Source organism: Pseudogemmatithrix spongiicola (genome assembly GCF_030623445.1).
Lineage (GTDB): Bacteria > Gemmatimonadota > Gemmatimonadetes > Gemmatimonadales > Gemmatimonadaceae > Pseudogemmatithrix > Pseudogemmatithrix spongiicola.
This window is the reverse complement of record NZ_CP130613.1, coordinates 2,680,466-2,693,955: the sequence shown is the minus strand read 5'-3', so window position 1 is coordinate 2,693,955 and position 13,490 is coordinate 2,680,466. Positions and strand designations below refer to the sequence as shown.

General features: G+C 68.7%; 14 protein-coding genes. 6 read left to right on the top strand and 8 right to left on the bottom strand.

Features of this window, described 5'->3' with window-relative positions; translation table 11 throughout:
* Positions 1 to 12: 12 nt before the first annotated feature.
* From Strain318_RS12415 to Strain318_RS12400, 4 genes are read right to left on the bottom strand one after another with little or no spacing between them, the layout of a single operon-like run.
* A complete protein-coding gene (locus Strain318_RS12415) occupies positions 13 to 924 on the bottom strand; it encodes an SCO family protein (RefSeq protein ID WP_367886014.1) in 912 nt (303 codons plus the stop codon).
* Entirely contained in the window at positions 921 to 2,672 is a 1,752-nt protein-coding gene (locus Strain318_RS12410) for a cbb3-type cytochrome c oxidase subunit I (protein WP_367886013.1), read from the bottom strand. The genes Strain318_RS12415 and Strain318_RS12410 overlap by 4 nt, the downstream gene beginning before the upstream one ends.
* Positions 2,669 to 3,274, bottom strand: coding sequence for a cupredoxin domain-containing protein (locus Strain318_RS12405; protein WP_367886012.1), 606 nt, complete (start codon positions 3,272 to 3,274; stop codon positions 2,669 to 2,671). The genes Strain318_RS12410 and Strain318_RS12405 overlap by 4 nt, the downstream gene beginning before the upstream one ends.
* A 16-nt stretch (positions 3,275 to 3,290) precedes the next feature.
* Positions 3,291 to 3,458 (bottom strand): hypothetical protein, encoded by a 168-nt coding sequence (locus tag Strain318_RS12400; RefSeq protein WP_367886011.1) that lies wholly within the window; start codon positions 3,456 to 3,458, stop codon positions 3,291 to 3,293.
* Between the two features lie 128 nt (positions 3,459 to 3,586).
* Between Strain318_RS12400 and Strain318_RS12395 the strand changes: the two genes are divergently transcribed.
* From Strain318_RS12395 to Strain318_RS12385, 3 genes are read left to right on the top strand one after another with little or no spacing between them, the layout of a single operon-like run.
* Positions 3,587 to 5,158: a hydrogenase iron-sulfur subunit gene (locus Strain318_RS12395; RefSeq protein ID WP_367886010.1), complete on the top strand. Its 1,572-nt coding sequence runs from the start codon at positions 3,587 to 3,589 to the stop codon at positions 5,156 to 5,158.
* Entirely contained in the window at positions 5,155 to 5,691 is a 537-nt protein-coding gene (locus tag Strain318_RS12390; protein WP_367886009.1) for a hypothetical protein, read from the top strand. Before Strain318_RS12395 ends, Strain318_RS12390 begins: the two co-directional genes overlap by 4 nt.
* 49 nt (positions 5,692 to 5,740) lie before the next feature.
* A complete protein-coding gene (locus Strain318_RS12385; RefSeq protein WP_367886008.1) occupies positions 5,741 to 6,226 on the top strand; it encodes an Rrf2 family transcriptional regulator in 486 nt (161 codons plus the stop codon).
* Here the strand turns inward: Strain318_RS12385 and Strain318_RS12380 are convergent.
* The 3 genes from Strain318_RS12380 to Strain318_RS12370 are packed head-to-tail and all read right to left on the bottom strand — an operon-like array spanning position 6,169 to position 9,918.
* The gene (locus Strain318_RS12380) at positions 6,169 to 7,578 is read right to left on the bottom strand and encodes a M20/M25/M40 family metallo-hydrolase (RefSeq protein WP_367886007.1); all 1,410 of its coding nucleotides are present in this window, start codon (positions 7,576 to 7,578) and stop codon (positions 6,169 to 6,171) included. The two genes, Strain318_RS12385 and Strain318_RS12380, sit on opposite strands and share 58 nt — an antisense overlap.
* Complete coding sequence (locus Strain318_RS12375; protein ID WP_367886006.1) at positions 7,575 to 8,198, bottom strand: gluconate 2-dehydrogenase subunit 3 family protein; 624 nt, start codon at positions 8,196 to 8,198, stop codon at positions 7,575 to 7,577. Before Strain318_RS12375 ends, Strain318_RS12380 begins: the two co-directional genes overlap by 4 nt.
* A 1-nt stretch (position 8,199) precedes the next feature.
* Positions 8,200 to 9,918 carry an FAD-dependent oxidoreductase gene (locus Strain318_RS12370; RefSeq protein ID WP_367886005.1) on the bottom strand — a complete coding sequence of 573 codons (1,719 nt, stop codon included), beginning with the start codon at positions 9,916 to 9,918 and terminating at the stop codon, positions 8,200 to 8,202.
* Between the two features lie 298 nt (positions 9,919 to 10,216).
* Here Strain318_RS12370 and Strain318_RS12365 point away from each other — a divergent pair, with 298 nt between their 5' ends.
* The 3 genes from Strain318_RS12365 to Strain318_RS12355 all read left to right on the top strand — a co-directional run bounded on the left by Strain318_RS12365 (position 10,217) and on the right by Strain318_RS12355 (position 11,297).
* On the top strand, positions 10,217 to 10,396 hold the full coding sequence (locus tag Strain318_RS12365) for a hypothetical protein (protein ID WP_367886004.1): 180 nt from the start codon (positions 10,217 to 10,219) through the stop codon (positions 10,394 to 10,396).
* Positions 10,393 to 10,665 carry a TraR/DksA C4-type zinc finger protein gene (locus tag Strain318_RS12360; RefSeq protein WP_367886003.1) on the top strand — a complete coding sequence of 91 codons (273 nt, stop codon included), beginning with the start codon at positions 10,393 to 10,395 and terminating at the stop codon, positions 10,663 to 10,665. The genes Strain318_RS12365 and Strain318_RS12360 overlap by 4 nt, the downstream gene beginning before the upstream one ends.
* A gap of 146 nt (positions 10,666 to 10,811) precedes the next feature.
* Complete coding sequence (locus Strain318_RS12355; RefSeq protein WP_367886002.1) at positions 10,812 to 11,297, top strand: Hsp20/alpha crystallin family protein; 486 nt, start codon at positions 10,812 to 10,814, stop codon at positions 11,295 to 11,297.
* Positions 11,298 to 11,378: 81 nt separating this feature from the next.
* Here Strain318_RS12355 and Strain318_RS12350 read toward each other — a convergent pair whose 3' ends face one another.
* Positions 11,379 to 13,403 carry an alpha/beta hydrolase family protein gene (locus Strain318_RS12350; protein ID WP_367886001.1) on the bottom strand — a complete coding sequence of 675 codons (2,025 nt, stop codon included), beginning with the start codon at positions 13,401 to 13,403 and terminating at the stop codon, positions 11,379 to 11,381.
* Positions 13,404 to 13,490: the final 87 nt, after the last annotated feature.

The window sequence follows — 13,490 nt, the reverse complement described above, 5'->3', positions numbered from 1 at the left end:
TACGCGCGGCGCTCAGCGGGATTCGCTGGCCTTCGACTCCACGCGGGCGAGCGCGATGGCTTCGCGAATGCGCTGCGGCGAGCCTTCCACGCGCCAGGCCTCGCGACCCTGCGGGTCCACGAGCACGATGGTGCTGCCGTGGGCGATCATGCCGGTGTTCTCGTCGCGCTCGCGCGCGATGCGCCAGCGGTCCAGCGTGGCGTTGACGATCTCCACCGAGCCCGAGAGCACGCGGTCCTCGCCCTCGAGCTGCCAGGCGCCGGCGATGAACGCGAGGCGGTCCGGCGTGTCGCGCCAGGGATCCAGCGTGACGACGAAGATCGGGATGTCCGTGGCGCCTTCGTCCGCGCGCGCACGGCGTGCGTGTTCGACGATCACGGGGCAGATGTCCTCGCAGTGCCCGAAGGCGAAAGTGACTATCACCCAGCGTCCGGTGAACTGCGCGAGCGAGACCGCCTCGCCCGATTGGTCGATGAGCGAGAGCGCCGGGGCCAGCGCCGAACCGCGCGCCGGGAGGTCGGCGTTGAGCGCGAAGGGCTCGGCGTCGCCGCCCGAGGCCGCAGCGACGCGGCGCACCGAGGCGAAGAGCCCGGAGACGACGAGGATGGCCACCACGGCCATCGTGACGCCGCCGGCCGCGTGCGCACGGATGCGTCGCAGGTCGGCGCGGAGCTCCTCGCCCCAGACGATGGCGAGGAACCCGATGAGCCCGATGGGCTCGCCGATCAACAGCAGCCAGCCACCGGCGTGCGGCAGGCCGCTGTGCGTGGAGCCGAAGCAGACCTCACGCGTGCGAAGCAGCCACTCCGGCGCAGTGGGCTCCAAAGGCCAGAGGGCCAGGGCCCACCACGCCACGCTGATGGCGAGGATGGCCGCGAGGGCCACGGCCGCCAGCGGCGGCCGTGGCCTCGCGGGGGACGTCAACCGACCTTCCATAGGAACGACAGCAACTTCCAGTTGGTGAAGTAGTACGTCACGAACGCGATGAAGAACACCGCGACGAGGATGATCGTCCCCGGCGTCGGGCCCATCCAGCCGCGGGCCGGCGCGTGGAACTCCTCGTTCCTGGCGTCGGCATCGGCCGCGTGCACCGGGGGGTGCGTGAGGCCCTGCGGCACGCCGACCATCGCCGTGCCGCGGGTGATCGTCTCGATCTTCTCGCCGAAGAACACCGACTTCACCGCAATCGCGATGAAGATCAGCGCACCGGTCACGGCGAGGATGCCGCCGATGCCCATGATGGCGAGCATCAGGTCGACCGCCGGCGTGAACTCCACGCCGTAGGGCGCGTTGCTGAACGAGATGTCCCAGTGCCGACGGGGCACGCCGAAGCTGCCGGCGAAGGTCATGCCCATCGCGAGCAGCAGCACGCCGAGCGAGAAGAGGTACGGCTGGATCTTCGCCAGGCCCCAGAACGCCACCTTCCGCCGGAACACCAGCGGCAGCAGGTAGTAGGTGACGCCCATGAAGGCCATCGCCGTGCCGCTCACCACGGTGGAGTGGAAGTGGCCCGGCACGCGCAGCGTGTTGTGCACGACGATGTTGATCTGCTCCGTGCCGATCGTGACGCCGGTGATGCCACCGACGAAGCCGAAGATGATCACCGAGAGCACCAGCGCGCTGAATCCTGGGTCGCCCCAGGGTGCGCGGCGCAGCCATCCGAACAGGCCCTCGGTGTAGCCGCGCAAGCGCATCCCGAGTTCCATCCCAGCGGGGATCGTGAAGCCGTGGATCATCGAGGCCAGCACGGCCATATACATGAAGTACGAGGTGTTCGTGATCTTCCACGCCGGCCCGAAGCCCGGGTCCACCAGCAGGTGGTGCGCCGAGGCCATCGAGATGAACAGGATGTAGAGCACGAAGGCCGTGCGGCTCACCTTCTCGTTGAGCACGACGGCGCCGACGGTGAGCGCGCCGAGCATATACCAGATGGCCACCTGCGCGGCCATGTTGATCTGCTGCGACGAGTGGCCCAGCGCCCACCAGACCATCCGGTACACCTGCGGGTCGGGCATCTCCATCAGGTTCAGCGACCACAGGAAGGTCGGCACGTAGATCAGCGCGCCGTGCACCAGCGTGATCACCGCGATGATCGCCGCCGTCAGCGCGCCGTAGACGACCAGCGGCATCGAGCCTTCGTACGTGCGCTCCTTCTTGGCGATGCTCAGCGTCGCGAAGAACTGGAACGTGACCAGCAGCGCGCCCACGGCGAAGAGGATGATGCCGAGGTAGTAGACGGGATGCGCGCGCAGCGGCGTGTACGACGTGAACAGCACGTCGGCGCGGCCGGTCCACTGGGCCCACTCCACCATCAGCGTGCCGAGCAGCATCAGGCCGAAGTTGAACCAGCCGAAGCGCGGGGCCGCCGGCCGTGCGTTGAGCAGCACGGTGCCCGCGAACCACAGCACCGCCATCTCGAAATAGATGATGAAGAAGATCAGCATGTTCATGCCGTGCACGCCGAGCAGCCGGTAGTACCAGTCGGCGGGCAGCAGGTGCACGGCCTGCCAGCGCGTGAGCACGAGCAGGAGCGCGGCGATCGCGCCGATCAGAAGCGCGACCACGGCGACGACGGCGTTCGCCCGGACCAGCAGCTCGGCCTGCCGATGGATCTTGCGGCCGGTGACTTCGCAGGTGCGGAAGGACTCCGCGGTCATGGCGGGGGCGGTCATTTCCGGTCCTCCCCGTGCACGCTCGCCGACTCGTTGTCGGCGACGACGGCGCCCTGTTCGTCCACGACGATCATCCGGCCCACCATCGTGTGGTGCCCGATGCCGCAGAACTCGTTGCAGATGATGCGGAAGTCACCGCTCGCCGTCGGCGTCACGCGCAGGCCGTAATCGTAGCCCGGAATCACCTGGAAGTTCACGTTGAGCGGATACAGGCTGAAGCCGTGGTTCACGTCCAGCGCGGAGAGGTGCAGCGTGTACTCCTTGTCCTTCTCCAGCTGCAGGATCGGATACCACTGGTAGGCCATCGCCGTGAGGTAGATGTCGGAGCCCGGCGGCGGCGCGACGATCGGCACGCCGCGGTCATCGCCGATCTGGTGCTGCGCGGCGAAGGCGACGGTGCGCGCGTAGAACGCCTGCGGATCGACCTTGCGACGGATGCCCGACGGGTTCTGGCCGCCCTTCCAGTGCCAGAGCGGCATCATCGCGAAGAGGATCATGCACCACACGAAGGCGATGCCGACCCAGATCTTCTCGGACTTGTGGGCCGGCTTCCACCACACGCCGGGGACGGGATCGAGTCCCGTGTGCACTTTGGTGAGCATTGTGGGGGGGCTCGGCTCAGGGAAGGGTGGCTTCCGGCATCGTGAGGATCTCGAACATCCCCCAGCCGGTGTACACGACCAGCATCACGACCATACCGACGATCAGCAGCAACCACATGTTGTCGAAGAGCCGCTGCAGCCGCGGCACGGGCTCGTCGCCCTGTTCGTCCCGAGTGGGATCCATGCGCAGTCCTCCATTGGGGGGGGCATCCGGCTGGACGGGCGCCGGAATCGCAAATATCATACGCCTATGAGAGATTCGGCGCAAATGCGGTTTCGCGGGCTGTCGGGGAAGTCCCCGGGGCGCTGCCCGTGATTCTCCGACACCTCGAACGCGCCACGCGCCGAAGCCTGCGCGTTGCCGACGCCGCCATGCACCGCGTCGCCGTCTGGCGACTCAATCCGCTGCACCAGAGCGGCACGATCGCCGCATACCTGCTCGCGGTGCTCACGGTCACGGGACTCTATCTCATCCTGTTCTATCGCGTCGGTGCGCCCGCGGCCTCCGTGCAGCGCATCGCTGCCGACCCGTGGCTCGGCAGTTGGATGCGCAGCGTGCATCGCTACGCCACCGATCTCTTCCTCGTGGCCGCGGTCATTCACGGGCTGCGCGTGTTTGGCCAAGCGCGCAGCTGGGGCCCGCGGGCCCGCGCGTGGATCTCCGGCGTCGCGCTGGTCGGCATCGGGCTCGCCTGCGCGTGGACGGGCTTCGTGATGGCGTGGGATTCCTTCGGACAGCGCGTGGCGCTGGCGGGTGCGCGGCTCTTCGATGTGCTGCCGGTGCTCTCCGAGCCCGTGAGCCGCATCTTCGCCGGCGACCGTGCGATGCCGTCGGCGTTCTTCTTCCTCAATCTGTTCGTTCACATCGGCCTGCCGCTGGGCATGGGCATCGGTCTGTGGCTGCATGTCTCGAAGGTCGCGCGCCCGATGCTCGCACCGCCCCGCGCGCTGCGTTGGGGCCTCGCGCTCGGACTCATTGCGCTGGCAGTCGCCATGCCCGCGCCGCTTGGGCCCGCGGCCGATGCGCTGCGTGTGCCCGCCACCACGCCGCTCAACTTCAGCACGGCGTGGTGGATCCCACTCGCCGAGTCGCGACCCCCGTTGCTCGTCTGGGGCGCAACGGTACTGCTGCTCGCGGTCGCGGTATCCGTCCCGTGGCTCACGCGCCGCCCACGCGAGGGTTCGTTCGCGCCGAGCGTGGTGGATCCGCGCCTCTGCACGGGCTGTGACCAGTGCACACAGGATTGCCCGTGGGGCGCGATCACGATGGTGCCGCGCACGGACAACCGGCCGACCCTCGTCGCGCTGGTGGATCCCGCCCTCTGCGTCAGTTGTGGCATCTGCGCGGCGTCCTGCGCGCCCATGGGTGTGGGCCCCGAAGGACGCACGGGTCGGCACCAACTGGTGGACGTTCGCAGCGCGCTGCTACCACAGCTCCGTGCGCTCGGCAACGGTCCCCGGATCGTTGCGGTGTACTGCGGACAGACCGACATGGCGCTGCGCGCGCACCTGCGACACGCCGGTGCGACGCTGCACGAGGTGCCGTGCATCGGCACCCTGCACACCTCGGTGATCGAGCTGTTGCTCCGGCAGGGCGCGGCCGGGGTGTTCGTCGCCGGCTGCCCACCGCGTGATTGCGCGGCGCGCGAGGGTCCCAAGTGGACCGACTTGCGGATGTTCCACGACCGGGAAGCCGAGTTGCAGGCCCGTGTGGATCGTCGGCGCGTCTGCCTCACGACGGCACCCGCCGGCCTCTCGGATGCGACGCTCGCCGAGTATCGCGCGTTTGTGGCCGCCGTGACGGCGCTCGATGGCCCTGAGGTGGAGGAGGACGTGGATATTCGCTTGCTGTGCGAGCCATTGCCGGCCGAGGTCGAGGCATGACCTGGCGTCGTCGCATCGTGGCGCTCGTCGTGACCGTCGGCTTTGGCTGGCTCCTGGCGAAGAGCTCAGCCGCCGACGTGCGCTGGCATGGGGCCGACGCGGCCGTCGTGCGCCTCTCGTGGGTGGCGCGTCCGGAACGCATCGAGCAATGCCGCGACCTCACGCCCGAGGAACTCGCCACTCGGCCCGCCCACATGCGGCAAGCGCGCGAGTGCAGCGGCGCGTCGGCCACCTACCGGCTGTCGCTGGCGGTGGACGGTGCATCCCACGAAGACCGTGTGCTCCGGGGCGGTGGGCTGCGCAATGACCGTGCGATCTTCGTGCTCGATGAGTTCCCCGTCTCCCCCGGTCAGCGACGCGTCGTGATTCGGTTCGCCCGTGTGGAACCGGCGGAGGCCCCGATGGATTCAAGCAATGTCCGGCGCGGCGCCGTGCCGCGCGACCTGACGCTTGACACTACCGTGACGCTCTCCGCTTCCGCTGTCGCACTCGTCGCACTCGTCGACGGTCGGCTCCAGCTCCGCACCCCGTGACCGACGACGCATCGAGCCGCGCCTTCCTCGCGCAGCACGGGGGAGACCGATGCTGAACCAAAGCGCCGAGTACGCGGTGCGCGTCGCCGTGCGGCTCGCCAAGCTGGAGCCCGGCGTCTGGGCACAGGCCAACGACCTCGCAACCGACGTGGACGTGCCGGCCAACTACCTCTCGAAGCTCCTGCACCAGCTTGCGGCAGCCGGCGTGCTCGAGTCGCGTCGCGGGCGAGGCGGCGGGTTCCGGCTCGGCCGGGCCGCCGACGCACTCACGCTCGCGGAAGTCGTGAAGCCGTTCGATCCGCCTGCCCGGTACCGAGGCTGCTTGCTCGGCGGCGGGCGCTGCAACGCCGCGGCCGCCTGCGAAGCGCATGAGGCCTGGAAGCCCATCGCGGATCGCGTGCTCGCCTTCTTGCACGAGACGACCGTCGCGCGGATGGCGGGCCGTGAGGTGCCGCGGCCGCGCACGGGCTCGCGCGGTCAGCGCGTGCCGAGGGCCCGCACCAAACGCCGCATGAACTCTGCGGACCGCGCGTAAGCCTCAACGGGTACGCGTTCGTCATTGCCGTGCAGTGAGGCGAGAATGTCGTTGGGCGCGAAGAGCCCGATGATCCCGAATACCGGGATGCCCGCGTAGCGCAAATAGAGTCCGTCGGTAGCGCCCATCTCCATGTAGGTGATGACGGGCAGGCGGCCGTAGAGGTCGGTGATGGTGCTCTCGAGCACGGCGCGGAGTTCCGGACCCATGAGGCTCGGCTCGCTGGGCTTCATCGGTTCGCGCACGGCGATCTCGACGGTCGGATCGGCGATGGCTTGGCGGATGGCCTCGACGATGTGTTCCTGACGCTCTCCGGGAATGACGCGGCAGTTCACGTTCGCGGTTGCCGTCGCGGGGATGGCGTTCGGTGCGGTCCCGCCACTCATGAGCGTCGTGATGCAGGTCGTGCGGATCAGGGCGTTGGTCGTGGCCGTGGCGCTGAGCGTGCGCGCCGCCGTGAAGTCCTGCGGATTGCGTCCGAGGGCAGCCATTGCCCGCCCCAGCTCGCCGGGCGTCATCGGGGCGCGCTGCGCGAGGTAGCTGCGCACGACCGGCGTGATGTTCACCGGGAACTCGTGCCGCGCGAGGCGCGCGATGCCGTTGCTGAGGCGTTCGATCGGATTCGGGCCGTCGGGCATCGACGAGTGGCCGCCGGGCCCCTTCACCGTGAGCGTCAGGTCGAGGTAGACCTTTTCCGCCGCCTGCACGTTGAAGGCGATGCGGCGACCGTTCTCCATCTCGCCGCCCCCGCCGTCGGCGTTCACCACGTACTCGGCGCGCACGAGGTCCGGGCGATTCGCGACCAGCCATTGCACGCCGTTGTCGACGCCGCTCTCCTCGCCGGCGGTGAGGGCCATGACGAGGTCGCGCTGCGGTGTGAAGCCTGCGGCCTTCGCCTCGAGGAAGGCGGCGGCAATGGTCGCCGCCGGGCCCTTGTCGTCGAGGACGCCGCGGCCCCAGAGCATGCCGTCGCGCTCGGTGAGCGTCCACGGGTCGGTGCGCCAGCGCTGCGGCTCGGCGTCGACGACGTCGAGGTGCGCGAGGAAGAGGATGGGGGCGCGGGTGCTGTCGCGGCCGCGGAAGCGGACGACCAAGTTGCGGTTGCTGGGGCCGGCGCCGACGACCATGACGTCGGCCGTGGGGAAGCCGGCGCTGCGGAAGCGGCGGGCGAGGGACTCGGCGAGCGGCGTGGTGTTGCCGGTGTCAAGCGTACGTGCGGCGACCATCTCGGCGAGGAGTTCGCGGGCGAGCGCGGCCGACGGCGCCATCGGCGGCGATTGGCTCGGCAGGTGACTTGGGGCGACGAGCACCGCACCCAGGAGGACGGTGCCGCAGACGTGCCGCAAGCTCACGACGGCTTGCTCCGCTCGAGCCACGCGAGCACGTTCGGCGGTGTGCCCACCCATTCCATCACCGGTCGGTTGCCGATATACCCGAGGTCCGCAATGCCCATGCGGCTCGTCCAGAACCCGCTCGACGTGAGGTTGCGGAAGCGATTGAAGAACTCCACCACCGGCCGATCCTGCTCCCGCGCCCGTCGCGGATAGGCGATCGCGTCGAGCAGCTCTCGCCGCTGCGCATCGTTGCAGGAGATGAATCCCTGCCCGAAGCGCCGACGGCACTCGGCGTTCACCCACGCGATGCCGTCCTTCATCCACGTGCGGTTCCCGGGATACTCGCCCAGGATGAAATCCATGAACTGTGGCACGCCGGCCTGCGTGGCCGAGCCCGAGCGCGCGTCGCGGGGAATCACGTAGTCCACGAGCAGGCGCACGAGGCGGTACTCGTCCGCGGTGAACTGCTTCGGCACGTACGCCGCTGGCTGCTGCCCCTGCTGCTGCGCCTGCTCCTCGGCGGCCACGGCCTCGTGCGCGTGCGCGGCGGCGGCTTCGAGGCCTTCGCGGGGGATCGACAGCGCAGCCGCTCCGGCCGCGATGGACGCGAGCATGTCGCGACGGTTCATCTCGCTCATCTCAGAGTCTCCCCGCACGGCGCTGCTGCGTGATGTAGGCGCTGGTCCGCATCGACAGCGCCATGATGGTCCACGTGGGATTCTTGTCCGCCTGGCTCACGAATGGCGCGCCATCGGCGACGAACAGGTTCTCGCAGTCCCAGGCCTGGCAGTTGCTGTTGAGCGCCGAGTCGCGCTCGGAGGCGCCCATGCGCGCGCCGCCGAGTTCGTGGATGATCGCGCCGCCGTTGGCGATGCCGTAGCCCTGTTCGCGCGTCGGCATGTTGCTCCACACTTCGCCGCCCATCTCGGCGATGATTGCGCGGAACGTCTCCTGCATGTGCTTCACCTGGAGGTACTCGGTGTCGCGCCACTCCCAGTGGAAACGCAGCACCGGGATGCCCCACTTGTCGGTGACCGTGGGATCCAGCTCGCAGAACGACTTGTCGTTGGGGATCATCTCGCCGCGGCCGGAGAAGCCGACCGTCGCGCCCCAGTACTTGCGGTACTGCTGCTTGAGGTCGGTGCCGTAGCCGCCGCCCTCCGGATAGCGCTCGATGCCACCCATGAAGCCGTAGGTCGGCATGCCCAGCCCGCCCCAGACTTCGATGTGATAGCCGCGGGGGAAATCCAACTTCTTGTTGTCGAGCCACCACGGCATCATGATGTGATTGCCGCCCACGCCGTCGGCGTTGTGGCGCGGCACATCCACCAGCGAGGGGATGAAGCCGGCGACGTCCGTGCCCGTGGTGTCGGTGATGTACTTGCCGAGCACGCCGCTGGCGTTGGCCAAGCCCTGCGGATGCCGCGAGGACTTGGAGTTCATCAGGATGCGCGAGGTCTCGAGCGCGCTGGCCGCGAGCACGACGATCTTGCCTCGGATGTGCTTGTCTTCGCCCGTAGTCTTGTCGATGTAGTGCACGCCCGTCGCGCGGCCGTCCTCGCCGGTGCTGACCTCGCGGGCCATCGCGTTGGTGACCAGCGTGAGCCGCCCGGTACGCAGGGCGGGGAAGATCAGCACGTTGGGCGAACTGAAGTTCGAGTTCGTCATGCAGCCGCGGTTGCACTGGCCGCAGTAGTGGCAGGGCGCGCGTCCGTTGTGCGGCTTGGTGATGATCGAGAGTCGCGCGGGGATGCAAGTGATCTGCATCCGGTCGCAGGCTTCCTTGACGCGGCGCTCGTAGTAACGCGGGGCCGGCGGCGCGTGGAAGATGCCGTCGGGTTCGTTCGGCAGGCCCTCGACCGAACCGAAGATGCCGATCAGGCGATCCACCTCGTCGTACCAGGGCTTGAGGTCATCGTACGTGATGGGCCAGTCGTCGCCCATGCCGTCGAGCGACTTGCGGCGGAAGTCATCGGGCCCGAAGCGCAGCGAGATGCGGCCCCAGTGATTCGTGCGGCCGCCGAGCATGCGGGCACGCCACCAGTCGAACTTGGTGCCTTCGGCTTTGGTGTACGGCTCGCCGGGGATCTGCCAGCCACCGATGTTCGCGTCCCACTCACCGAAGGGGCGGTCCGGGGTGGAGGCCCCGCGGCGGGGCGAATCATAGGGCATCTTGAGCATGGCCGAGTACTGGCTGCTCGTGTTGTCCCAGTGGCCGCCGGCTTCGAGGAGCGCGACGCGCGCGCCGGCCTTGGTGAGTTCGTAGGCGGCCATGCCGCCGCCGGCGCCGGAGCCGACGATGACGACGTCGTAGGGCTCGCGCGACTGCTGGGGAGGGCGTGTCGGAGTCTGGACCATTCCGGAAAATGCAACTCCCTGGGTCATCGCGTCAGGGTGCGCGATGCGTTGACTTCCCCCACAAAAGGTCTAGGTTCCCGGTATGCAGCTTCTCGCCGCCCCGCTCACGCACAAGACCCGAGTGTCTGACTTGCGCATCCCTGCGCGGTCTCGTTCGGGCTGGGCGCGCATGTCTGTGACGCCTCACGGCGGATAGTCTGCCGCTGCTGCCCCGCTGACGCATCGCGTCGGCGCGAGACCGCCCCACCTGCCATCGCGCATGTGGGGCGGTCGCCGTTTTCCCCCAACACACCCTCCCATGCCCAGGCACCTGCGATTCGATCGGCAGGACCCGACGGGTTGGATCCTGGCCGAAGGTCCGTTGACTCTCGGCGAAATCCAGCCCGACCGGATGACATTCGTTGGATTCCCCGATGCGCCCGTCGTCGCCGTACTTGGCGACCCCTCGCTGCGCCACCTCGAACCGGAGCCGGTATGATGCCGACGAAACTCGCACGCCCGAAGCCTGCGGCACGACAGCCGATGGACATTGCCGAAGCGGCGCTGGAACTGCGCCGCGAGATTGCGCGCGTCGAACGCACGGTCGCCGCCGGAGAGACCAGCGACGAGCTCGAAGGGCTACGGCTTGCGCTGCAGCGCCTTGATGACGGTACGTACGGCATCTGCGAGGCCTGCGCCCGGCGCATTCCCGTCGAGCGGTTGCAGATCATGCCGGCGACACGCTGGTGTGTGCAGTGCGCGCGCTAGGGACGCGCGCGCGCCGCTGCGTCGCTGCAGGGAGAACCCGCACGGGATTCCCTTCAGCGGCGCGCGGACACGGGTTCCGCCAATCGCCCGACTGCGCGCGCGCTGCATAAATGCCAACGTGAGGGCACTCCAACGGAGGGAGTGCGATGTCACCACTCATGAAGGACGCGCCCGTGTCGCCGCCCCGGGAGTTTGCGACGATGCGGAACCGCCTCCGCCGGTTCTTCGAGGAGCCCTTCGGGCTCGAGTTCCCGGTCGGCCCGGCGTTCGAACGCCGGTTCAACGCGATGGCCTGGTCACCGGCCGTCGAGGCTTCGGAGACTCCGACGGAGTACGTGATCACCGCCGAGTTGCCCGGCATTTCGATGGAGAACATCGAGATCAACATGGCGGATGGCGTGCTCGCGCTGAAGGGCAAGAAGGAGGAGGAGCGCCGCTCCGAGGACAAGGAGCGCACCTACCACCTCTGGGAGCGTGAGTACGGGATGTTCGAGCGGACGTTCCGGTTCCCGCTCGAGGTCGCGGAGGAGAAGGTCTCCGCGGAGTTCGCGAATGGCGTGCTGACGGTTCGCGTGCCGAAACTGCAACAGCAGAAGGCCCCGCCACGCACGGTGCCGATCGCGAAGAAGTGAACCGGAAGGCTGGAGCAGCAAACCGCCGCCCGCGCACTGAGGTGCGGGCGGCGGCTTGCTGTTCGTGCGAGGCAGTCTGCGCTACATCCGCGGCGACTCCGGCCAGCGTTCGAACCAGCTGCGCAGGTACGCCTGCGTGCGCAGGAAGTTCGACGGCGTCGAGCTGGTGCCGTGCCACTCGTTGTTGAAGCGAATCATCGCCGTCGGCACGCGCAGCACCTTGAGCGCCTCGTAGTACTCCTCGGTCTGGCCCATCGGCGTGCGCAGGTCGTTCACGCCAGTCATCAGCATGGTCGGCGTCTTCACGTTGCCGACGTACATGATCGGCGAACGGCGCAGGTGCTCGCTGGGGTCTTCCCAGGGGAACTTCTCGAAGTTGCGGTACCAGCTCGCACCGTCGGTGGTGCCGACGAAGCTGAACCAGTTGGTCACGGGGCAGTTGGCGCTCGCCGCCGCGAAACGATCGGTGTGGCCGACGATCCAGCTCGTGAGCACGCCGCCGCCCGAGCAGCCGAACACGTACATGCGCCGCGTGTCGATGTAGCCGCGGCCGATCACCGAGTCCACGCCGGCCATCAGGTCATCGTAGTCCTTGCCGGGATACGCGTTCTTGATGGCGTTGCCGAACGCCGAGCCGTAGCCGGTGGAGCCGCGCGGGTTGGTGTAGAGCATCACGTAGCCGTGGGCCGCGTGATCCTGCCGCGCGAAGCTGAAGCCGACGTTGTACATCGCGTGCGGGCCGCCGTGGATCTCGAGCATCAGCGGGTACTTCTTGGTCGGGTCGAAGTCGGGCGGCTTCACGATCCAGCCCTGGATGCGCAGGCCGTCCGTGGAGGTGTACCAGATCTCCTCCGTGGTCGCGAGCTTCTTGCCGGCCAGCAACTGCGCGTTCACCTGCGTGAGCGTGGCCACCGTCTGCGGCGTGGTCACGTTGAGCTTCACGATGTTGTTCGGCTCGGCGGACGTCGTGCGCGTGCCGACCATGACGCCACCGCGGAAGTCCGTGATGTTCAGCATGTGCGCGCCCTGCGTCAGCTGCCGGCGCGCGCCCGTGAGCGGCACATAGTGCAGCTGCCGCGTGCCGCGGTCGTCGGCCTGGAAGTAGATGCCGCGCGACTGCGCGTCCCACATCAGTTCCGCAGGCGAGCGGTCGAGGTCCGCGGTGAGGGCGCGCGCGCCGCTGCCATCGGCGTTCATCACGTAGAGCGCGGCGTCCTGCCAGGTCGCATCGGTGGAGTCGTAGCCGGTGTATGCGATGTAGCGACCGTCCGGCGAGGGCACCGGATTACCGTCCGGGCCGTTACGCCGCGTCAGCTGCGTGATCGTACCGCTCGCCACGTCTACCTTATAGATGTCCGACTGCCGCCAGCTGTACTCGGCGTCCGGCACCCGGTTGCCGCTGAAGAGCAGCGACTTGCCGTCCGGCGTCCAGACGCCGTTCGTGTGGTTCCAGTCGCCGCTGGTGACCTGCCGCGGCGCGCCGCCGTTGGCCGAGACCACGAAGAGCTGCGTGCTGCCCTCGGGGATGAAACCCTGGCGGTCGCGGCGGTACTGCACCGACGTGACCACGCGCGGCGGTTCGGTCCAGCGCGCGCCGCGCGGCGCCGGCGGCAGGTCCAGCGCCCACTGCTCGCGCTTCGGGACCAGCGCGTGGAAGCTCAGCGACTGGCCGTCAGGCGACCACTGCACGCCGCTCGGGCTCTCCGTCAGGCGCGTCACCTGCGACGTCGCGCCCTCGGCGTCCATCCAGCGCACGTAGATCTGGCTGCCGCTCGGCTCGCCATCCGCGAGATAAGCGATGCGCGTGCCGTCGGGCGACCACACGGCACCGGAGCCCTCGACCAGGAAGCGCTGCCGCGCGCCGTCGGCGTCCATGATCCACAGCGCCGACTTGCGACGGTCGTTCACGCCGTCGATCCAGCTGCGCGTGTAGATGATCTGCCGACCGTCGGGGGAGAGCTGCGGGTTGCTGACGTCCTCCCATGCGAGATAGTCGGCGATGGTGAGGCGATCGGCGGGCGGGGCCTGGCGACGCTGCTGTGCCGCGAGGAGCGTCGGCACGAAGGCGATCGCGAGGGCGAGGCGGGACCAGCGGAGGCGTGGCATGACGTCCGAGGGTTGGGGTGGGGGTCTGCGACAGATGCTACGGGTCGACGGGCGGCTCCGCAATCGCGGCGGAACTTGTCAGGCGGA

What these genes read in the sequence shown, in the direction of transcription:
- Strain318_RS12405 (WP_367886012.1), bottom strand. Translation starts at nt 3,274, where the DNA reads ATGCTCACCAAAGTGCACACGGGACTCGATCCCGTCCCCGGCGTGTGG.
- Strain318_RS12360 (WP_367886003.1), top strand. Translation starts at nt 10,393, where the DNA reads ATGATGCCGACGAAACTCGCACGCCCGAAGCCTGCGGCACGACAGCCG.
- Strain318_RS12390 (WP_367886009.1), top strand. Translation starts at nt 5,155, where the DNA reads ATGACCTGGCGTCGTCGCATCGTGGCGCTCGTCGTGACCGTCGGCTTT.
- Strain318_RS12355 (WP_367886002.1), top strand. Translation starts at nt 10,812, where the DNA reads ATGTCACCACTCATGAAGGACGCGCCCGTGTCGCCGCCCCGGGAGTTT.
- Strain318_RS12350 (WP_367886001.1), bottom strand. Translation starts at nt 13,403, where the DNA reads ATGCCACGCCTCCGCTGGTCCCGCCTCGCCCTCGCGATCGCCTTCGTG.
- Strain318_RS12385 (WP_367886008.1), top strand. Translation starts at nt 5,741, where the DNA reads ATGCTGAACCAAAGCGCCGAGTACGCGGTGCGCGTCGCCGTGCGGCTC.
- Strain318_RS12400 (WP_367886011.1), bottom strand. Translation starts at nt 3,458, where the DNA reads ATGGATCCCACTCGGGACGAACAGGGCGACGAGCCCGTGCCGCGGCTG.
- Strain318_RS12410 (WP_367886013.1), bottom strand. Translation starts at nt 2,672, where the DNA reads ATGACCGCCCCCGCCATGACCGCGGAGTCCTTCCGCACCTGCGAAGTC.
- Strain318_RS12375 (WP_367886006.1), bottom strand. Translation starts at nt 8,198, where the DNA reads ATGAGCGAGATGAACCGTCGCGACATGCTCGCGTCCATCGCGGCCGGA.
- Strain318_RS12370 (WP_367886005.1), bottom strand. Translation starts at nt 9,918, where the DNA reads ATGGTCCAGACTCCGACACGCCCTCCCCAGCAGTCGCGCGAGCCCTAC.
- Strain318_RS12365 (WP_367886004.1), top strand. Translation starts at nt 10,217, where the DNA reads ATGCCCAGGCACCTGCGATTCGATCGGCAGGACCCGACGGGTTGGATC.